Here is an 18,507-nt window from a genome sequence, read left to right as displayed (position 1 = left end):
CGCAGACGTGGCTCGGCCCCGCAGCGCGGTGCGCGGCGGGGCCGTAGCGGGGCGGCGGGAGGTCAGCCGGCGCGGCGCTGGCGCGCGGTGCGGCGCTTGAGGGCGCGGCGCTCGTCCTCGGAGAGCCCGCCCCACACGCCGGCGTCCTGGCCGGTCTCGATCGCCCACTTGAGGCAGGTGTCGACGACGGGGCAGCGGCGGCAGACAGCCTTCGCCTCGTCGATCTGGAGCAACGCGGGACCGGTGTTGCCGATGGGGAAGAACAGCTCCGGGTCCTCGTCGAGACACGCTGCGCGGTGGCGCCAATCCATCAGATCTCTCCTAGGCACACGTCGAGACGGCACCCTGGGTCAGGGCGCGCGAGTCTGGACATGAGATCGGGGGTGGGTGACTTGCTGCATCAAGGCTCGCACCGGTATGGCAAGTCCACAAGAGTTACGGGAAGGTTTCACGTCGATAACGGCTGAGGCGTTCGTCACACCTGTGGGTGGACTGTGTGAGCATCGCTCCCGCGTATTGGTGCAGGTGAGGGCCGGTGTAGGACATAAGTCCGTGTCGCCGCGCCAGTCGTAGGCGGTGAGCAGCGTCACGTCGTGGCGTGAGACACGCTCCGGACGTGGTAATGGGTCTTTCGTCACGTCGGTGCAGGTCAGCGCACATGGGGGCGGCCCCGCGCCGCCGACCTGCCTAGGCTCGGGCACGTGACCGACCGCCGACCCGTCGCCCTGCTCGTCGTCTGCCTCCTGCTGACCCTGGAGGCCGCTGCCTTCCTCGGGCTGGGGGTGGCCTGGATCGCCGACGTCGTACGCGGCACCGCGACGATGGCAGGTGCGAGCCTCTTCCTCGCGGCCTTCGGGATCGGGATCGCGCTGCTGCTCCTGCTGGCGGCCCGTGGCCTGTGGCGCGGCCGGCGCTGGGCGCGGTCGCCGGTGATCATGTGGCAGATCCTGCTCGTGGTCCTGGCGGTCGGCTGGCTCGGGGCGGAGCCGACGGTCTGGGCGGCCCTCGTGCTCGTCGTCGCGGTCGCCGTCGGCGTCGGGCTCCTGCTGCCGGCCGTTGTCGCGGTGACGGCGCGACGTCAGGACGCACCGGAGTAGACCTGCACGACGACCGCGTCCCGTCCCGTGAGCAGCACGCCGCGGCCCGGGGGCCGGCGCAGGGGGTCGACGCACCAGGGCGCACGGGGACCCACCAGCTCGGCCGACGCCGGGTCGTGCGGGTCCAGCACGAGCACCCGGCGGCGTCGGAGCAGCGCGGGGACGGTGCCCCGGAACGCCTGCGCCGCGGACGCCGACGTGACGGTGGCCACGAGGCTCGGCGTGAGCGCCGCGCCGAGCAGCCCGGGATGGCTGCGCTCCAGCTCGTCCAGGTCGTCGACCAGGAGCACGGCCGCACCCTCCCGCTCGCACGTCGACAGGACGTCCCCCGGTCCGCTGTCCCGCACGCCGGGCAGCGGAGGCGGGGCGACGCCCGCGGGGTCCACGAGCCGGACCACCCGCACCCCCGCCCGCACGAGCGAGCGCGAGACGACCGCCAGGACGGTGCTGCGGCCCGACCCGGGCGGACCCGCCACGAGGAGACCGTGCGTGAGGTCGGCCCGCAGGGTCCCGCCGTCATCACCCCCCGGTCCCAGCGGGACGGTGAGCCCGTCCAGGGCCTCCGTGCCGACGGGCAGCTCCGCCCGGTCGGGCAGGCTGCGCACCAGCAGCACGGCACTGTCCCGCGAGACCCTGGACCGGTCGGGCTCGTGCTCCGGTTCAGGCAGGACGACCTGGCACAGCTCCGCGCCGCCGGCGTCCACGTGCACCGCCCGACCGGCGGTGGTGCGGCGTCCCGCCAGCTCGCCGGGCACGCCCGCCAGCGCGTCGAGCGTCGCGTCCGGCAGCGGGAGCACCAGCCGGTGGGCGAACGAGCCGGCGTGCCGCAGCACCGCCGCGCCGACGTCGGCACCCGCTGCCAGGGCGGGACCACCGGCGTTGCCCCGCCAGAGCGCGGTCAGCCGCTCCGCGCCCGCGCCGCGCGCGAGCCCGCCGAGCGACTCGAGGAGCAGGTCGAGGCGGTCGACCAGGACCAGCACCCGCGTCCGTCCCGACGCCACAGCCAGCTCGAGCAGGCGGGCCACCGACCGCGGGTCGTCGGACTGGAGAGTGCTGCCCAGACGGCCCTGCCGGTCACCTGCCCGGAGCCGGCGCACGGCGTCGGGAGGCAGGCCGACCGTGTGGAGCTCCCAGCCCTGGTCCAGCGCCTCCAGGCCCGCCGCGAGCAGGGCGGTCGTGCGTCCCGAGCGCGGACCGCCGAGGACGAGGAGCGGCCCCGCGGACGGGTCCCAGCGCACCGCACCCCGGCGCTGCTCGTCCGGGAGGTCCGAGACTCCCAGGGCGAGCCCGGGCCCGTCCGGGACGTCCGCACGCGTGACCACCGGTGGGAGTGCCGGCAGCCACGGGCACCGGCCGCCCGGTGGCCGACCCGACGAGGCCTCGACGGCAGCCCGCACCCACACCTCGACGGGGTCGTCCACCGGCTGTGCCACCGCTGGGTGGTCCGGTGACCACCCGACACCACCGGACGACCACGGACGGGCCGGCCGGACGGTCGGGGCGGCGGGCGCCAGGACCGCGCGAGCGACCTGCACCGGCTCGAGGGACCGCGTCCCGCGGCGCACCCACGCGCGGCCCGGCACCGCCGGGTCGATGAGGGCGGCGTCCGGCGCGTCGAGCACGTCGGTCGAGTCGGCCTGGTCCGTCACGCGCAGGGCGATGCGCAACGCGACGTTCGCGCGCAGGTCGGCTCCGACGGCCCCCGCCGGACGCTGGGTGGCCAGCACGAGGTGGACGCCGAGCGCGCGCCCCTGTGCGGCGATCCGGGTGAGAGCCGCTGCTGCCTCCGGGACGTCCTCGGTCAGGGCGCGGAGCTCGTCGACGACGACGAGCAGGCGCGGCGGTGTGCCCGCAGCCGCGGGATCCAGCTCGGCGAGGTCACGGGCTCCCTCCGCGGCCAGGGCGTGCTCGCGGCGACGCAGCTCGGCGCGGAGCGCGGTGAGGACCCGCCGTGCGTGCGCCGCGTCCAGGTCCGTCACGTGCTCCAGCACGTGCGGCAGCCCCGACACCGGCCCGAGACCCGTCCCGCCCTTGAAGTCGACCAGCAGGATCGCCAGCCGGTCGGGCGGGTGCGTCAGGGCGAGGGCCAGGACCAGGGTGGTGAGCAGCTCCGACTTCCCGGCGCCCGTGGTGCCCGCGACCAGCACGTGCGGCCCGTCGGCGACGAGGTCCACCGCGACGGTGCGCCCTCCCGCACCGACGCCCAGCGCCGCGACGAGCCCGGAGCGGGGCACCGCCCACACGGCGGACACCCGGTCGGGCGCCGGGATCCCGTCGAGCGCGGCCAACGACGCCCGCGGCGGGAGCGCAGCGCCGGTGCCCACCGGATCGGTGGCCGCCCGGACGGCGACGGCGGCGCGCACCTGGTCGAGCGCGCGCTGCGCGGTCAGCGTGTGCCGAGGGACGTCCCGGACCGTGCCCGACGCGTCGCGCAGCCGGACCGACCGCAGGCCCACCTCCAGCCGGGCGCGGCACCACGCAGGGACCTCGGCTGCGGAGCCGGCGACGACGAGCAGGCGGTGCGCGGGCGGCGCGGACGCACGCCACCGGGCGAGCGCGGCCGGGTCGGTGGGCTGGTCCGCGACGACGAGTGCCTCGTGCGGCCCGTGGGGGAGCGGGGCGTCGGCCGCGGTCACCCAGACGCACCACGACCAGTCGGTGTCGTGCCGGGTGCGGACCGCGAGCGTCCCGATCAGATGGGTGCCGAGCGTGCCGAGGACCACGGCTCGGGCCACGGGCAGGACCAGCGCTCGTGGACCGACCACCGCCAACGAGCCGCCGGCGTCCCAGGGCTGGTCGAGCGTGGCGGGATCGCTGCCGGTCAGGGCGGCCCGGACGGTCGCGGCCACCAGTGCGGCCGGGTCCCGCACCGACTCGTCGTCCCCCGCGCCGTGCCGCCGCCGGAACCGGGTGACCCCGGCAGCGCCCAGACCGACGAGGGGCACCGCGAGGCCCGCGAGCGCGAGGAGGGGTTGCCGGAGCGCCACCGCCAGGGCCACGGAGCCGACCAGCGGGGTGAGCCAGGTGGCCGGGCGCGCGGCCGGGACCGGCTCGGCCGGTCGGCTCCCGGGTGAGCTGTCCGGGGCGGCGCGCAGGACGACGGTCGACGCCCCGACCCGGCGGGGCCGCTCGGTCCGCCACCGCCGCCACAGGAGCCCCGTCCGCAGCTGCACCCGCCCGCGCCGGTGCCGGACCTGCACGGCCGGGAACGTGTCGTCGTGCACGGCAAGGCAGGAGCCCGCGGGGCCGACCGTCATGGCCGCGTCCACCGGTACCGCGACGACGCCGCCGCTGTCGGGACCCGCCGTGACCGCCACGTGCCACGCGGATGCCACGGCGACGTCGACCGTCGTGCGCGGCCCCGGCTCCGCCCGCAGCACGCACCCCTCGACCAGCGGCGGCTGCCCGACGGTGTGGTGGTCGTCGAGCACGGCGGCCGCGACCGCGGGGCGCACCCCGGTGCTGGCCCACCCCGGGTAGCCGCTCACCCGGGCGAGCGCGGGCCGCAGCGCCGATAGGGCGGTGCCGACGTCCGCCTCGACGTCGGTGGTCTGGAGCCCCGGACCGCGGGCGGGGTCGGGGTGGAGCAAGGTGAACCGCACGGCACGACCCTGTCGCGCGCCCCGCCGCACGGGCGGCGTCGGCCCCGCGCCCGGGACGCGCCACGCCGCCCACAGGCCCACCGGTCATCTCGGTGGGCCCGCGGGCGAGCAGGTCAGTCGACCGCGAGGGCCGCGACCGGCGAGGTCCGGGCGGCCGCCCGGCCCGGCAGCACCGAGGCGAGCAGCCCCGCGCCCAGCGCGACCACCAGCAGCAGTGCGAGGTGCGACCAGGGGACCACCAGGACCACGTCACCGACCTCACCGAACACCACGACGGCACCGGCCCAGCCGTACAGGAGCCCGAGCCCGGCACCGAGCACCGCGCCGACGCCCGCGATGAGCATCCCCTCGACCGCGAGCATCCAGCGCAGCTGGCGTCGCGACAGCCCGATCGCCCGCAGCGTCGCGGACTCGCGGCGCCGCTCCAGGACCGAGAGCGAGAGCGTGTTCGCGACGCCGATCAGCGCGATCACGACGGCGACGCCCAGCAGCCCCACCACCACGGCGAGGAGCGAGTCGATGACCGCCTCGTCGCTGGCCCGCTGTGCCCCGGCGCTGCTCACCTCCGCCGGGGTGTCGGGCAGGGCCGACCGGACCTCCTGGAGCACGAGCGCCGCGTCCGCGTCGGGGTCGAGCGCCACCCACAGCATCGACACGGGCGCGCTCGGCGCCAGCGCGTCGAGGGTGGCCGGCGTGACGAGCGCGTAGATCCCGCCCAGGTCGCTCGCCACCGGCTGGAGCGGGACCTCGCCCCCGCCCGGTGCGGGCTCGGAGGTGTCGAGAGCGGTCGTGTACGCGGCCACCGGGAGGCTCTCGTCCGAGGCGCGGTCCGCGTAGACCTTCGGCAGGAGCAGCGTGCCGTCCGCGAGGTCGTCGGCGGTGCGCGGGTCGCGCAGCACGTCCGTGGCTGCACCGTCGGCGGGTGCGGCCACCATGACCCAGGTGTCGTCCTTCAGCGGGACCCAGGCGGTGCGCATCTCGAGCACCGTGTCCACGCCCGCGACGCCGACCACCGCGTCGGTGACGTCGGACGGCAGGGTCGGGTCGTCGCCCTGGACCGAGCCGTCGACCATCAGGTCCACGGGGAAGTGCTCGTCCAGCTCCTGCGCCAGCGACACACGCGCGCTCGCGGCGCCGGTGCTCATCATCGCCACGAGGGTGACGCCGATCAGCAGGGCGGCGCTCGTCGCGGCCGTCCGGCGCGGGTTGCGCACCGTGTTGGCTGCCGCGAGGCGGGCGCTGGTGCCCGTCCGCGCGAGCAGCCGCCCGGCGAACGCGACCACCTTCGGCACCCAGAACACGGCCCCGAGCAGGAGCCCGACGAACGACAGCGCCCCGGCGAGCACCGCGACGCCGAGCATGAGTGTGGGATCGGCACCACCGGCGCTGGCCAGCGCCGTGGAGAGCAGCAGGACGCCGACGCCCCCGAGCATGAGCAGGATCGACGCGACGAGCCGCACGCGTCCTCCGCGGGCGCCGACGGCGGGGGCGTCCGCGGGGCGCAGGGCGGCGATCGGCGACACGCGGGTCGCCTCGCGCGCCGGCACCAGCGAGGCGAGCACCGTGACCACGGTGCCCACGAGGAGCGGCACCAGCACCACGGGGAGCGTGACCTGGATGGTGCTCGGCAGCGGCACGCCGAGGTCCAGCCGGCCCAGGACGATCAGCGCCGTCTGCCCGAGGACCAGGCCGAAGACGAGTCCGACCACGGACGCGGCCGACCCGAGGATCGCCGCCTCCGTCAGCACGGAGCGGCGCAGCTGCCCCTTGCCCGCACCGACGCAGCGCAGGAGGGCCAGCGTGCGGGTGCGCTGCGCGACGAGCACCTGGAACGTGTTGGCGATGACCAGCGCGGCGACGAGCAGCGCGACGGAGGCGAACCCCAGCACGATCGTGACCAGGACGTTCCCGCCGTTCGAGAACTCCGAGACCGCCTCCGCGGCCGCCTGGTCCTTGGTCAGCACCTCGGACCCCGGCACCACGGGTGCGACCGCGTCGCGCAGCGCGTCGGCGCCGACACCGGGGCGTGCGACCACGAGGACGTCCGAGCCCAGCTCCGTGAGGGACTCGACGCCGGTCCAGCGCAGGAGGTCGTCGGTGGTCACCAGCCCCGCGCCACCGGCCTGCGACCACGCGCTCGACGGGTCCGCGGCGATGCCGGTCACCAGCACGTCGTCGTCGACGGTCTCCCAGGCCTCCTGGGGCGCGGCCGACTCGTCAGTGCCCGCCGTGGGGTCGTCGACCGGCACGGCCGTGGTCCACCGGACCTGCACCGTGTCGCCGACGTCGACCCCGAGGGCCTTCGCCGTCGCGGCAGGCAGCGCGATCTCGCCGGTGCCGGACGGCACGGTACCGTCGTCGACCGCGAGCGAGCTCAGCCGCGGGTCGTCGGTGGTGGCCAGCACGAGCTCCCAGCGGCTGGTGCCGCCCTTGCGGATCTCGATGCCGGTCGGGGCGAGCACGTCGGCGGCCTGGACGTCGGGGAGGGCGCGCACGTCCTCCAGCTCGGCCTGCGTGACCTCGCCGCTCACCACGATGTCGGCGTCCGCGTAGGTCGCCGTGACCGCGTCGTAGCCGGTGCGGGTCATGACGTTGCCGGCGAGCAGGGTGGTGGCCAGGAAGGCGGTGCCGATGGCGATCGCGACCGCGGCGGCGGTCAGGCGACCGAGGCTGCGGCGCATCTGCGCCAGGGTGAGTCGCAGCATCAGAGGGCCGCCTGGTCGAGCGCGCGGAGGGCCTCGAGGCCGGTGAGGACGGACTCCGGGGTCGGGTCCGCGATGTCGCCCGCGATCCGTCCGTCGGCGAGCAGGACCACCCGGTCCGCGTACGCGGCAGCCGTCGGGTCGTGCGTGACCATGATGATCGTGCGGCCCAGCTCCCGGACCGAGCGCCGCAGGAAGCTCAGCACCTCCGCGCCCGAGCGGGAGTCGAGGTTGCCCGTCGGCTCGTCGGCGAAGACGACCTCCGGCCTGGCGATGAGCGCGCGGGCGATGGCCACGCGCTGCTGCTGCCCACCGGACAGCTCGGAGGGCCGGTGCGTCAGCCGCTGACCCAGCCCGAGCGTGGACACCAGGGTGTCGAACCACTCCTGGTCCACCGCCGACCCGGCCAGCTCGAGCGGCAGCAGGATGTTCTGCTCGGCCGTGAACATGGGCAGCAGGTTGAAGCTCTGGAACACGAACCCGACGCGGTCGCGGCGCAGGCGCGTCAGCGCGGTGTCGTCGAGGGACGTGATCTCCGTGGCGCCGAGCCGGGCGGTGCCCGCGGTGGCCCCGTCCAGTCCCGCGAGGACATGCATGAGCGTCGACTTGCCGGAGCCGGACGGCCCCATGATCGCCGTGAAGGCACCCGCCGCGAAGTCGACGTCGACACCGTCGAGCGCCCGGACCTCGGCGGCACCCTTCCCGTAGACCTTGGTCAGCGACCGGGCGCTGACCGCCACGGTGGCCGGGGGGTGCGGCGGGGTGTCCAGCGGGCGGAAGACGGTGGTGTCCACGGGGGGCTCCTTCGGGGGCGGTGATGACGCTCTCGACGCTACGGAGCCGCCCCGGCCCGGCGCATCAGGCCCTGGTGTGGTCGTCCGTCATCCCGTGGGCCGATCAGGACCCCGGCCGCACCAGACCGGTCTCGTACGCGACGACGACGGCCTGCACCCGGTCCCGGGCGTGCAGCTTGGCGAGGATGCGGCCCACGTGCGTCTTGACGGTGGCCTCCGCGACGAACAGGTCGGAGCCGATCTCGGTGTTCGACCGGCCACGCGCCATCAGCACCAGCACCTCGCGCTCGCGGTCGGTGAGGTCGGCCACGGCGAGCCGGGCGGGGTCCGTCGGCGTGCCCGGCTCGTCGGGGGGCAGCGCGGTGACCAGGTGCTCCAGCAGCCGCTTGGTGCTGGACGGGGCGATGACGGCGTCCCCGCGGTGCACGGTGCGGATGGCGGCGAGCATCTCCTCCGGGGGCGCGTCCTTGAGCAGGAACCCGCTGGCGCCCGCCCGGATCGCCGACAGCACGTACTCGTCGAGGTCGAAGGTGGTCAGCACGATCACGCGGGGCGCCGGGGCGTCGTCGGTGGCGCGCGCGGTGATCTGCGCGGTCGCCGTGAGGCCGTCCATGGTGGGCATCCGGACGTCCATGAGCACCACGTCCACCGGACCGGTGGCCGTCCGTGCCGCGGGGTCGAGGGCCCGCACCGCCTGCGCCCCGTCGCCGGCCTCGAGCACGACCTCGAGGTCGGCCTGCGAGTCGATGACCATCCGGAACCCGGCCCGCACCAGCTGCTGGTCGTCCACGAGGGCGACGCGGATCGGGCTGTCGCTCATCGGGTGGCCTCGTCCTGGGTGTGGATCACGGAGTTCCTCTCGTCGGTGGGGGCGCGGCCGGCAGGGCCGTCCCCGGGGGTGGGCAGCTGGGCGCGGACCCGGAACCCGCCGCCCGGACGGGGTCCGGCGGCAACCGTCCCCCCGAACATCGTGGTGCGCTCGCGCATGCCGAGCAGACCCTGCCCCAGCCCGTCGGAGTCGGCGGAGGCGCCGCGGCCGTCGTCGGTGACCTCGAGCACGATCGCGTCGGGGAGCCACTGCACCAGCACCGTGACCAGGGGATCGGGCCCGGCGTGCTTGAGCACGTTGGTCAGCGCCTCCTGCGCGATCCGGAACACGGTCAGCCCAGCGCCGGGCGGGAGGTTGCGGGGCTCACCCATGCGCACGAGCGACGCGCGCAGACCGCTGGCGCGGAGCTGGTCGACCAGGGCGCCGATGTCCGACTCGGCAGGCTGCGGTGCGAACCCCGGGACCGCGCCGTGGCCGAGTCCACCCGGCCCGGGCAGCTCCGCGCCTGGTTCGCGGTCCCCGCTGCCGCGCAGGACGCCGAGCAGCCGCCGCATGTCCGTGAGTGCGGCGCGGCCCGTCTCGGCGATCGTGCCCAGCGCCCGGGTCGCGGCGCCGGGGTCGGCGTCCGCGGCGTACCGGCCTCCGTCGGCCTGGGCGATCATCACGGTCAGCGAGTGCGCCACGATGTCGTGCATCTCCCGGGCGATCCGGGCGCGCTCCGCCGCGGTGGCGATCTGCGACTGCTGGTCGCGCTCGACCTCCAGCTGCCGCGCGCGGTCCACGAGGGCCGCGATGGTCTCTCGCCGGGAGCGCCGGACCAGGCCGAACGCCCACACCGACAGGGCGACCACGCCGGCGAAGACGGCCGTCGACACCGCGGCGGCGCCGTACCACCCGTTCATCACGACGCCCAGCAGGACCGAGCCGACGAGCGCACCGACGATCGCCACCCGGTGCGCCCACCGGGGACCGTGCACCGTGACGGAGTAGAGCGCGACCAGCACGGCGATGTCGGCAGGCAGCACCAGGGGCGTCCAGAACGCGAGCTGGAGCAGCCCCACGGTGTACACGGCCGCGGCGGACGCGGCGGGTCGCACGCGGCGCCAGGCGAGCGGGGTGACGATCGCGATCGCGATCAGCGGCGACGCGAAGGTGCGCATCGCGTTGCTCGTCGAGCTGGCGATGTCCGTCGACGTCGCGACCATCACCAGCAGCAGGAACCCGGTGCCGGTGGCGTCGACCGCGAACCGGTGCGCCTCCTCCCACCGCAGCAGGCGTTCCCATCTCGTCACCCCCCGAGGGTAGGCGTGAGGGCTCCGATCGTCGTGCCCCTGCAGGACGACCGGGACCCGCCCGCCGTCCGTCCCCGGGGGCAGACGGTTCACGCGAACATCTGGGCGCGCCCCGCTGGTGGTCAAGACCGTCCCATGACCTAGCATGGGCAAATGACCCAGGTGCTGCTGGCCGAGGACGATCCCGCGATTGCCGAGCCTTTGGCCCGCGCCCTCGGGCGTGAAGGTTACGACGTGCGCGTGCAAGGCACCGGTCAAGGTGCGATCGACGGGGCCGCCGCGGCTGACCTGGTGGTCCTGGACCTCGGGCTGCCGGACATGGACGGGCTCGACGTGGCCCGCGCCATCCGGAACCTCGGCCTGACCACCCCGCTGCTCGTGCTCACCGCCCGGGCCGACGAGGTGGACCTCGTGGTCGGCCTCGACGCGGGCGCCGACGACTACGTCACCAAGCCGTTCCGACTGGCCGAGCTGCTCGCCCGGGTCCGCGCCCTGCTGCGCCGCAGCGTGGGTGACCCGGCGGACGAGGACGAGCTGCACGCGCAGAACGTGCGCGTCGACGTCGCCGCCCACCGCGCGTTCCAGGGCGAGCGGGAGCTGCACCTCACCGCCAAGGAGTTCGACCTGCTGCGCGTGCTCGTCGGCGCCGCCGGCACGGTCGTGGCGCGCGAGACGCTCATGCGCGAGGTCTGGGGCTCGGACCCGACCGGCTCGACCAAGACGTTGGACATGCACGTCTCCTGGCTGCGCCGCAAGCTCGGCGACGACGCCAACGCCCCGCGCTACGTGACCACGGTGCGCGGCATGGGCTTCCGTTTCGAGACCGGCGGCGCGGGCGCGTCCGAGCGGGCCTGAGCTTTGCGTCGTCGCGTCCTGCAGGCGACGATCGCGGCGGTGACCGTCGCGGTGGTCCTGCTCGGCTTCCCCCTGGCCTTCCTGGGCGCGCAGCTGGTCCGCGAGAACGAGATGCAGGCGCTCCAGTCGCGTGCGGCCGACACCGCCCGCGCGGTCGACTTCCGGCTCGAGCAGGACATCCCGCTGACCAACCGGATGTTCGAGAACGCCGCGGGCGGGCCGGGCGACATCCCGGCGTCCGTGGTCGTGCAGGCGCCGGACGGCGAGGTGTACCGGGCGGGTGACCGCATCCAGGGCCGCAGCCTGTCGGTGAAGGTGGACTCCGACACGGGCGCCACCGTCCTGCTGTACGTGTCGTGGTGGGACGTGTTCTGGCTCAGCGCGCGGGTCATCGCGCTCGTCGTCGTGGCCGCCGTCGTCGCGTTCGCCGCGGGCATCGCCATGGCCATCTGGCAGGCCAACCGTCTGACGGCTCCGCTCGTCTACCTGGCCGCCTCGGCCGAGCAGCTGGGCGCGGGACAGGTGCGTCCGCGCCTGGAACCCTCCGGGGTCGAGGAGATCGACCTGGTCGCCGCCGAGCTGGCGCGGAGCGCCGACCGGATGGCCGGCCGGCTGGCGGCCGAAAGACAGTTCGCCTCCGACGCCTCCCACCAGCTGCGCACGCCACTGACCGCGCTGTCGATGCGGCTCGAGGAGATCATGCTCGCCACCGACGACCCGACCGTGGGCGAGGAGGCGCGCATCTCGCTCGAGCAGGTCGAGCGCCTCGTCCGGGTGGTCGACGACCTCCTCGCCAGCTCGCGCCGGGTCGCGGGCGGCACCACCGAGGCGCTCCGGCTGCTCGAGGTGGTGCACCAGCAGGAGGAGGAGTGGCAGCCGACGTTCCAGGCGGTGGGCCGGCGGCTCGTCGTCGAGGTGGACCCCGCCACCCAGGTGCTCGCCACGCCCGGTGCGCTCGCGCAGGTGATCGCCACGCTCGTCGAGAACTCGCTGAAGCACGGCGCCGGCACCACGACGGTCCGGTCGCGCCCCAGCGGACCGTCGGGTGCGGTGGTGGTCGAGGTCGCCGACGAGGGCGCCGGCGTGCCGGACGACCTCGCGCCGCGCATCTTCGAGCGCGAGGTGACCTCGGGCAGGGGCACCGGCCTCGGCCTGGCCCTGGCCCGCGACCTGGCCTCCGCGGACGGCGGCCGCCTCGAGCTCGCCCAGCGCCGGCCCGCCGTCTTCGCCCTGTTCCTGTCCGGCGTCCCCGCGTCCCTGCGCCCGGACGTGGTGCTGCCGCTGGGCGCCGTCGTCTCCGCCCGGCCGGACCGGCGCCGACGCTGACCGACATGTCCAGGTCTCACCCGGCGGACCGCGCCGGCCGAGGCGGGCGGCCAAGTAACCTGGGACGCCAACCTGACCACCGAGCACCCGCAGGAGAGCACCGCCGTGTACCGGATCACGCCCGCCACGCAGAGCTACGCGTGGGGATCGACCACCGCGATCCAGGACGTGCTCGCACTGGTGCCGGACGGCCGCCCGGTCGCTGAGGCGTGGTTCGGCGCCCACGCCAGCGCCCCCTCGATCGTCGAGACCGAGGACGGACCGATCTCGCTCGACCGGCTGATCGCGTCCGACCCGGCCCGTCACCTGGGCGGGGACGTCGGCTCGCGGTTCGGCTCCCAGCTGCCCTACCTGCTCAAGATCATCGCCGCCGACGCCCCGCTCTCGCTCCAGGTCCACCCCTCGATCGAGCGCGCCCGCGCCGGGTTCGCCGACGAGGAGCGCGCCGGGATCGCCGTGGATGCGCCGACGCGCAGCTACCGGGACACCAACCACAAGCCCGAGCTCCTGTACGCGCTGACCCGGTTCGACGCGATGGTGGGGTTCCGCGCGCCCCGGCGCGCGGCGGAGCTGTTGGCTGACCTCGACGCCCCCCTCGCTGCGGACCTGCACTCCCTGCTGGTCAGCGACCCCACCTCGACCGGCGTCCGCCAGGCGTTCGAGTGGCTCCTGCTGCCGGACACCCGGCCGGGCGCGGACGACGTGGCCAAGTTCGTCGACGCCTGCGCGCGCCGGCTGACCGAGGGCTCCCCGTCGCCGCGCACCGACCGCACGGTCATCCGCCTCGCAGCCGCCTATCCGGGGGACCCCGGCGCCGTGACGTCCGTCCTGCTCAACCCCGTCACGCTGCGGCCGGGCGAGGCGCTGTTCGTCCCGGCCGGCGCGGTGCACGCGTACCTGCGCGGGGTCGGCGTCGAGATCATGGCCAACTCCGACAACGTGCTCCGCGCGGGACTGACCCGCAAGCACGTGGACGTCGACGAGCTGCTGCGGAACGTGGACTGCGTGGCCGCCCCGCCCATCCGGATCGCCCCTGAGCGGGTGTTCACCTCGACGCGGATCTTCTACGCGCCCGTGGACGACTTCGAGCTGTCGGTGACGCGCCTGACCGACGAGGGTCCCATCCGGATCCCCGGCCGCGGCCCGCGGGTCGTGGTGTGCATCGAGGGCGAGGCCGAGGTCTCGACCCAGAACGACGGCTCGTTCCTGCTCACCCGTGGGCAGTCGGCGTTCGTGCCGGCGACCGACGGCGACGTCACCGCGTCGGGTGACGCGGTGATCGTGCAGGCGGACGTGCCCTGACGCTCAGGCCGTCGGTCGGGTGGACCCCGTGAACACCCAGCGCTTGTAGGCGACGTAGCGCATCGCGGTGCCGATCGCGATGCCGATCACGGTCGCCACGTTGTCCGCCAGCGGGGTGGTCAGGGCGCGCGCGTAGTGCGAGAACGCCAGCGTGAGCACCGGCACCACCGCGCAGACGAGGTTGATGGCGGTGAACACGACCAGCTCGCGCGTGGGGCGGTCGGTGCGCTGCCGGGAGAACGTCCAGTGGCGGTTCCCGAGCCAGGACACCAACGTCGCCGCGATCACCGAGAGGATCTTCGCGGTGAGCGGCTTGTGCTCCAGCAGCTGCCCCGGGCCGAACCGCAGGAGGTTGAACAGGCCCAGGTCGACCACGAACGCGACCCCGCCCACCGACAGGAACCGCGCCAGCTCGTAGGCGCGTGCACGCAGGGCGGCCGCACGGACCGTGGAGGCCAGGGGCGGAGTCGTGGGCGCGAGGACGGACGGGCTGGCGGTCAGCTCGTCGTGCGCGCTCACGGAGCTCCTCGGGCGTGGGTGTGGTGTCGGGCAGTCCAGAGAGGATAGCCCGACGGCCTGGGTGGGGCCTCGTGCGGGCCAGGGCGAAGCGTTTCGGCGCGCTGCGGCGCTCGGCTAGTGTCGTCGCCCGTGACAGCACCCGTGGTGGCCGTGGTCGGTGGTGGCCAGCTGGCCCGCATGATGGCGCCGGCGGCGACGGCGCTCGGGGTGCACCTGCGGGTCCTGGTCGAGAGCCCGACGTCCTCGGCGGCGCAGGTGGTGGTCGACGCCCCCGTCGGGTCCGCGTCCGACGAGGCCGCGATCACGCGCCTGGCGGACGGGGCCGACGCCCTGACGTTCGAGCACGAGCACGTGCCCAACGCTCTGCTGGACCGGCTGGAGGCGGCCGGGGTCGCGGTCCACCCGGACGCGGCCGCCCTGGTGCACGCGCAGGACAAGATCGTGATGCGCACCCGGCTCGCGGCGCTGGGGGTCCCGGTCCCGGCCTGGGCGGCACTGTCGAACGCCGCTGACCTCGCCGCGTTCCTGGCGGAGCACGACGGGGTGGCGGTGGTGAAGACGTCGCGCGGCGGGTACGACGGCAAGGGTGTCCGGGTGGTCCGCGCCGCCGGCGAGGTCGAGGACTGGTTCGCCGCGGTCGCCGACGGCACCGGTGTCCCGCTCCTGGCGGAGGAGAAGGTCCCGTTCACCCGCGAGCTCGCCGTCCTGGTGGCGCGACGCCCCAGCGGCGAGATCCGCACGTGGCCGGTGGTCGAGTCGGTGCAGCGCGACGGCGTGTGCGCCGAGGTCGTCGCCCCCGCCCCGGGCTTGGATCCGTCGACGCGGGCGGAGGCCCTCGACGTGGCCACGCGGATCGCCGCGGGACTCGGCGTCACCGGCGTCCTCGCGGTGGAGCTGTTCGAGGTCGCCGACAGCGCGGGCGGACCGCCGCGCGTGCTGGTCAACGAGCTGGCCATGCGACCCCACAACTCCGGCCACTGGACCATCGACGGTGCCGTGACCAGCCAGTTCGAGCAGCACCTGCGCGCGGTGCTCGACCTGCCCCTCGGCGACACGTCGGCGCGCGCACCGTGGACCGTGATGGCGAACGTGCTCGGCAGCGCGCTGCCGGACCCCACGGACGCGCTCGCGGACGTCGCCACGCTCGACGCCGGTGCGAAGGTGCACCTGTACGGCAAGGAGGTGCGCGCGGGGCGCAAGCTCGGGCACGTGAACGTCAGCGGCGACGACCTCGACGACGTCCGGCGCCGCGCGGTCGCCGCGGCGGCCGTGCTGCGGGGCGACGCGTCCGCCTGACGCGAACAGGGCACCCGCAGCGCGCAGGCTGGGTGATGATGGGCGCGCGGCGTCGCCGTAGCTGATCGGTTGCACGGACGGAGACGGTGATGGCAGCGCAGGCCCTGGTGGGGATCGTCATGGGCTCCGACTCGGACTGGCCCGTGATGAAGGCCGCCTCGGAGGCGCTCGCCGAGTTCGACGTGCCGGTCGAGATCGACGTCGTCTCCGCGCACCGTCAGCCGGAGAAGATGATCGCGTACGGCCGCACCGCCGCGGACCGCGGCCTGCGCGTGGTGATCGCCGGTGCGGGGGGAGCGGCCCACCTGCCCGGCATGCTGGCCGCCGTGACCACGCTGCCCGTCGTGGGGGTGCCCGTGCCGCTGGCCTACCTCGACGGCATGGACTCCCTGCTGTCCATCGTGCAGATGCCCGCGGGCGTGCCCGTGGCGACCGTCTCCATCGGCGGTGCGCGGAACGCGGGCCTGCTCGCGGTCCGCATCCTGGCCTCGGGGGAGGGAGAGCAGTCCACGCGCCTGCGCGCCGCGATGGCCGCGTTCCAGAAGGACCTCGAGGGCCAGGCCGACGGGAAGGGCGAGCGGCTGCGGTCCCAGACGACCTCCCGGCCGAGCGTGGGCTTCAGCGTCTGACCGTGTGAAGGGTCCGTGCGGAGCCCCCGCTCGGCGTGCGGGCCCGGCCCGGGCTGCCTAGCGTCGAGCGGATGACCTCTGCGCCCCGCCCGCGGCTCGCCGCGCTCGACGCCCTCCGGTTCCTCGCGGCTGCTGCCGTGGTGCTCTATCACTTCACGGCGCGCACCAGCTCGGCGTGGGGGGAGGGGCAGGCCGACCGGCTCGGCGGCATCGGCCGGTGGACGGGCTACGGCTCGCTCGGGCCGGAGCTGTTCTTCGTGATCAGCGGCTTCGTCATCCTCATGACGGCGTGGGGTCGTCCGACGGCGCAGGTGGTCGCGTCGCGCGTCGCCCGGCTCTACCCGGCGTACTGGGTGGCGGTTCTGGCGACGGGCGCCCTGCTGCTGCTGGTCTGGCCGGAGGGCAAGCACGTCACCCCGCACCAGGTGCTGGTGAACCTCACGATGCTGCAGCCGGCCCTCGGCGTGGAGCACGTGGACGGCGTCTACTGGACTCTCTGGACCGAGCTGCGGTTCTACCTGCTGCTCGGCGTGCTCTCTCTGGTCGGGATCACCCGCCGCCGCGTCGTCGGTGTCGCACTGGCCTGGCCGTGGGTCGCCCTGCTCGCCGAGCGCGCCGGGGCCGACGGTCTCGCCGCGCTGCTCATCGCCGACTACGCCCCGCTGTTCGCCGCCGGGATGGCGCTGTACGTGCTGGTCGGCGACCGCGAGTCCGCCCGTCGCCGCGTGCTGCCGTGGGCCGCGGTCGCCGTGAACACCGCGCTCGCGGTCGCCCTCGTCGTCCCGTCCCGCGCGGCCGTGCTCGGACGGACCACCGGGTACACGCCCTCGACCGCGCTGCTCGGCCTCGCGGTGATCGGGTGCGTCGCGCTCGTCGCGGTCGTCGTGCTCACGCGGGTGAGCCGCTGGCAGCACCGCCGTCTCGTCGTGCTCGGCACGCTCACCTACCCGCTGTACCTGGTGCACGAGTACTGGGGGCTGGCGGTGATCCGGCTGCTCGCCGACCACGTGCCCGCGGCGGTCGCCCTCGCGGCGGCGCTCGGGGTGGTGACCGCCCTGGCGTGGGTGGTGCACCGGTACGTCGAGGTCCCGCTGGGCCCCCGGCTCCGCAGCGCGACCCTCGCCGCCCTGGAGCGACCGCGCGCTGCCGTGCTCGACCGCGTGATGCGCGGCCCCCGGTTGGTGGAGGCGATGGCCTGAGGGCTCAGGCCCCGGGCATCCCGCCGACCGGACCGGCAGGCAGGGACCCGTCCGCGATGGCCACCCAGAACGCGGGCGCGAGGTCAGGGTCGAGCAGGACGGTCGAGCCGACGTTGCCGCCGGGCCGGTAGTCGATGCTGGCGATGGGCGGGGTGCCGGTGATGCCGTCGGCGCCGTTGGCTGCCCGGAACGCGAGCGCCAGCCTGCCCATGTCGACGATGCCGGTCTCGTCGCTCACGGTCAGGGCCTGCGTCCCGGCGTCGATGAGCGCCACCTGCTGGGTCGGGCGGAACAGCAGCTGGCTCGGCTTGACCTTGCCCATCACGGCGCCGATGAGCTGGCGCTGACGCTCGGCGCGGCCGACGTCGCCCGTGGGGTCCGCCTTGCGCATGCGGGCGAACGCGAGCGCCTGCTCGCCGGCGACGTCGTGGCAGCCGGCCACCCAGACCATGCCCGAGTCGGGGTCGTTCACGTTGGCGTCGTGGCAGAGGTTCACGCCGCCGACCGCGTCGACGATCTGCTCCACGCCGGCCATGCCGATCTCGGCGTAGTGATCCACCGTGAGGCCCGTGAGGCCCTCGACCGTCTGCACCAGCAGCGGTGCCCCGCCCCAGGAGAAGGCGGCGTTGAGCTTCGACGGGTCGTGCCCGGGGATGTCCACGTAGGTGTCCCGCGGGAGCGAGATCAGCGCGGTCGGACCGCTGTCGGGCACGTGCAGCAGCAGGATCGTGTCGGTCCGCGCGCCCTCGGTGCCGTCCTCGCCGACCGCTCCGTCCGCCCGCGAGTCCGAGCCCGTCAGCAGGTAGGTGGTGCCCGGGGTGTTCGCCGCGCCGCTGAGCGCCGGGGTGTGCTGGACCTTGCCGTTGGCCCAGACCGCGAGACCGATCGGCCACGCGACGACTGCCACCACCAGCAGTGCCGCGACGAGCCCGATGAGCGGCTTCCGGCTGCGGTGCCCCCCGGGAGGCTGCGGCGGTGCGGCGGGGGTGCTCGGCCGGGTCGGCGCGGCCTGCGGGCGGGTGCCGGCGGGCCGTGCGGGCGGCCGGCCCGTTGCCGGGCGGGAGG

The 18,507-nt window shown here is 75.2% G+C and carries 15 protein-coding genes; 7 read left to right on the top strand and 8 right to left on the bottom strand.

The genetic code is table 11. From position 1 onward, the window contains the following. Positions 1 to 62: 62 nt before the first annotated feature. Positions 63 to 311, bottom strand: coding sequence for a WhiB family transcriptional regulator (locus HP550_RS03030; RefSeq protein ID WP_055912771.1), 249 nt, complete (start codon positions 309 to 311; stop codon positions 63 to 65). Positions 312 to 701: 390 nt separating this feature from the next. On the opposite strand from HP550_RS03030, the gene HP550_RS03025 reads away from it, so the two are divergent. Next, positions 702 to 1,097: a hypothetical protein gene (locus tag HP550_RS03025; RefSeq protein WP_175346120.1), complete on the top strand. Its 396-nt coding sequence runs from the start codon at positions 702 to 704 to the stop codon at positions 1,095 to 1,097. Here the strand turns inward: HP550_RS03025 and HP550_RS03020 are convergent. The 5 genes from HP550_RS03020 to HP550_RS03000 form a co-directional block, all read right to left on the bottom strand. Then, positions 1,079 to 4,699: an FtsK/SpoIIIE domain-containing protein gene (locus HP550_RS03020; protein WP_175346119.1), complete on the bottom strand. Its 3,621-nt coding sequence runs from the start codon at positions 4,697 to 4,699 to the stop codon at positions 1,079 to 1,081. The genes HP550_RS03025 and HP550_RS03020 overlap by 19 nt on opposite strands. A gap of 113 nt (positions 4,700 to 4,812) precedes the next feature. Continuing rightward, positions 4,813 to 7,404, bottom strand: coding sequence for an ABC transporter permease (locus tag HP550_RS03015; protein WP_175346118.1), 2,592 nt, complete (start codon positions 7,402 to 7,404; stop codon positions 4,813 to 4,815). Then, on the bottom strand, positions 7,404 to 8,195 hold the full coding sequence (locus HP550_RS03010; protein ID WP_175346117.1) for an ATP-binding cassette domain-containing protein: 792 nt from the start codon (positions 8,193 to 8,195) through the stop codon (positions 7,404 to 7,406). Before HP550_RS03010 ends, HP550_RS03015 begins: the two co-directional genes overlap by 1 nt. Before the next feature lie 103 nt (positions 8,196 to 8,298). Then, positions 8,299 to 9,015 carry a response regulator gene (locus HP550_RS03005; protein WP_175346116.1) on the bottom strand — a complete coding sequence of 239 codons (717 nt, stop codon included), beginning with the start codon at positions 9,013 to 9,015 and terminating at the stop codon, positions 8,299 to 8,301. Continuing rightward, positions 9,012 to 10,316 carry a DUF7134 domain-containing protein gene (locus tag HP550_RS03000; protein ID WP_175346115.1) on the bottom strand — a complete coding sequence of 435 codons (1,305 nt, stop codon included), beginning with the start codon at positions 10,314 to 10,316 and terminating at the stop codon, positions 9,012 to 9,014. Before HP550_RS03000 ends, HP550_RS03005 begins: the two co-directional genes overlap by 4 nt. Before the next feature lie 153 nt (positions 10,317 to 10,469). On the opposite strand from HP550_RS03000, the gene HP550_RS02995 reads away from it, so the two are divergent. The 3 genes from HP550_RS02995 (at position 10,470) to manA (ending at position 13,799) form a co-directional block, all read left to right on the top strand. Continuing rightward, positions 10,470 to 11,171, top strand: a complete 702-nt coding sequence (locus tag HP550_RS02995) for a response regulator transcription factor (RefSeq protein ID WP_056089661.1) — start codon at positions 10,470 to 10,472, stop codon at positions 11,169 to 11,171. A gap of 3 nt (positions 11,172 to 11,174) precedes the next feature. Then, the gene (locus HP550_RS02990; protein ID WP_175346114.1) at positions 11,175 to 12,497 is read left to right on the top strand and encodes a HAMP domain-containing histidine kinase; all 1,323 of its coding nucleotides are present in this window, start codon (positions 11,175 to 11,177) and stop codon (positions 12,495 to 12,497) included. Positions 12,498 to 12,602: 105 nt separating this feature from the next. Further along, on the top strand, positions 12,603 to 13,799 hold the full coding sequence (gene manA, locus HP550_RS02985; RefSeq protein WP_175346113.1) for a mannose-6-phosphate isomerase, class I: 1,197 nt from the start codon (positions 12,603 to 12,605) through the stop codon (positions 13,797 to 13,799). A 3-nt stretch (positions 13,800 to 13,802) separates the two neighbouring features. Here the strand turns inward: manA and HP550_RS02980 are convergent, their stop codons facing one another. Further along, entirely contained in the window at positions 13,803 to 14,318 is a 516-nt protein-coding gene (locus HP550_RS02980) for a GtrA family protein (protein ID WP_175346112.1), read from the bottom strand. 129 nt (positions 14,319 to 14,447) lie between these two features. On the opposite strand from HP550_RS02980, the gene HP550_RS02975 reads away from it, so the two are divergent. The 3 genes from HP550_RS02975 (at position 14,448) to HP550_RS02965 (ending at position 17,442) form a co-directional block, all read left to right on the top strand. Then, positions 14,448 to 15,614, top strand: coding sequence for a 5-(carboxyamino)imidazole ribonucleotide synthase (locus HP550_RS02975; protein WP_175346111.1), 1,167 nt, complete (start codon positions 14,448 to 14,450; stop codon positions 15,612 to 15,614). An 89-nt stretch (positions 15,615 to 15,703) separates the two neighbouring features. After that, entirely contained in the window at positions 15,704 to 16,243 is a 540-nt protein-coding gene (purE, locus tag HP550_RS02970) for a 5-(carboxyamino)imidazole ribonucleotide mutase (RefSeq protein ID WP_175346110.1), read from the top strand. A 71-nt stretch (positions 16,244 to 16,314) separates the two neighbouring features. Then, a complete protein-coding gene (locus HP550_RS02965; RefSeq protein ID WP_175346109.1) occupies positions 16,315 to 17,442 on the top strand; it encodes an acyltransferase family protein in 1,128 nt (375 codons plus the stop codon). A gap of 4 nt (positions 17,443 to 17,446) precedes the next feature. Here HP550_RS02965 and HP550_RS02960 read toward each other — a convergent pair. After that, the coding region (locus tag HP550_RS02960) for an LCP family protein (protein WP_484482102.1) at positions 17,447 to 18,507 on the bottom strand (1,061 nt) is incomplete at its 5' end.

It is taken from the genome of Cellulomonas humilata, assembly GCF_013359775.1.
Taxonomy (GTDB): Bacteria; Actinomycetota; Actinomycetes; order Actinomycetales; family Cellulomonadaceae; genus Cellulomonas; species Cellulomonas humilata.
The sequence above is the reverse complement of the archived record's forward strand: the minus strand, read 5'-3'. Positions and strand labels throughout refer to the sequence as shown.

Coding starts and splice junctions, on each gene's coding strand:
- HP550_RS02995 (WP_056089661.1), top strand. CDS start 10,470: ATGACCCAGGTGCTGCTGGCCGAGGACGATCCCGCGATTGCCGAGCCT.
- HP550_RS02965 (WP_175346109.1), top strand. CDS start 16,315: ATGACCTCTGCGCCCCGCCCGCGGCTCGCCGCGCTCGACGCCCTCCGG.
- HP550_RS03030 (WP_055912771.1), bottom strand. CDS start 311: ATGGATTGGCGCCACCGCGCAGCGTGTCTCGACGAGGACCCGGAGCTG.
- HP550_RS03005 (WP_175346116.1), bottom strand. CDS start 9,015: ATGAGCGACAGCCCGATCCGCGTCGCCCTCGTGGACGACCAGCAGCTG.
- purE (WP_175346110.1), top strand. CDS start 15,704: ATGGCAGCGCAGGCCCTGGTGGGGATCGTCATGGGCTCCGACTCGGAC.
- HP550_RS03015 (WP_175346118.1), bottom strand. CDS start 7,404: ATGCTGCGACTCACCCTGGCGCAGATGCGCCGCAGCCTCGGTCGCCTG.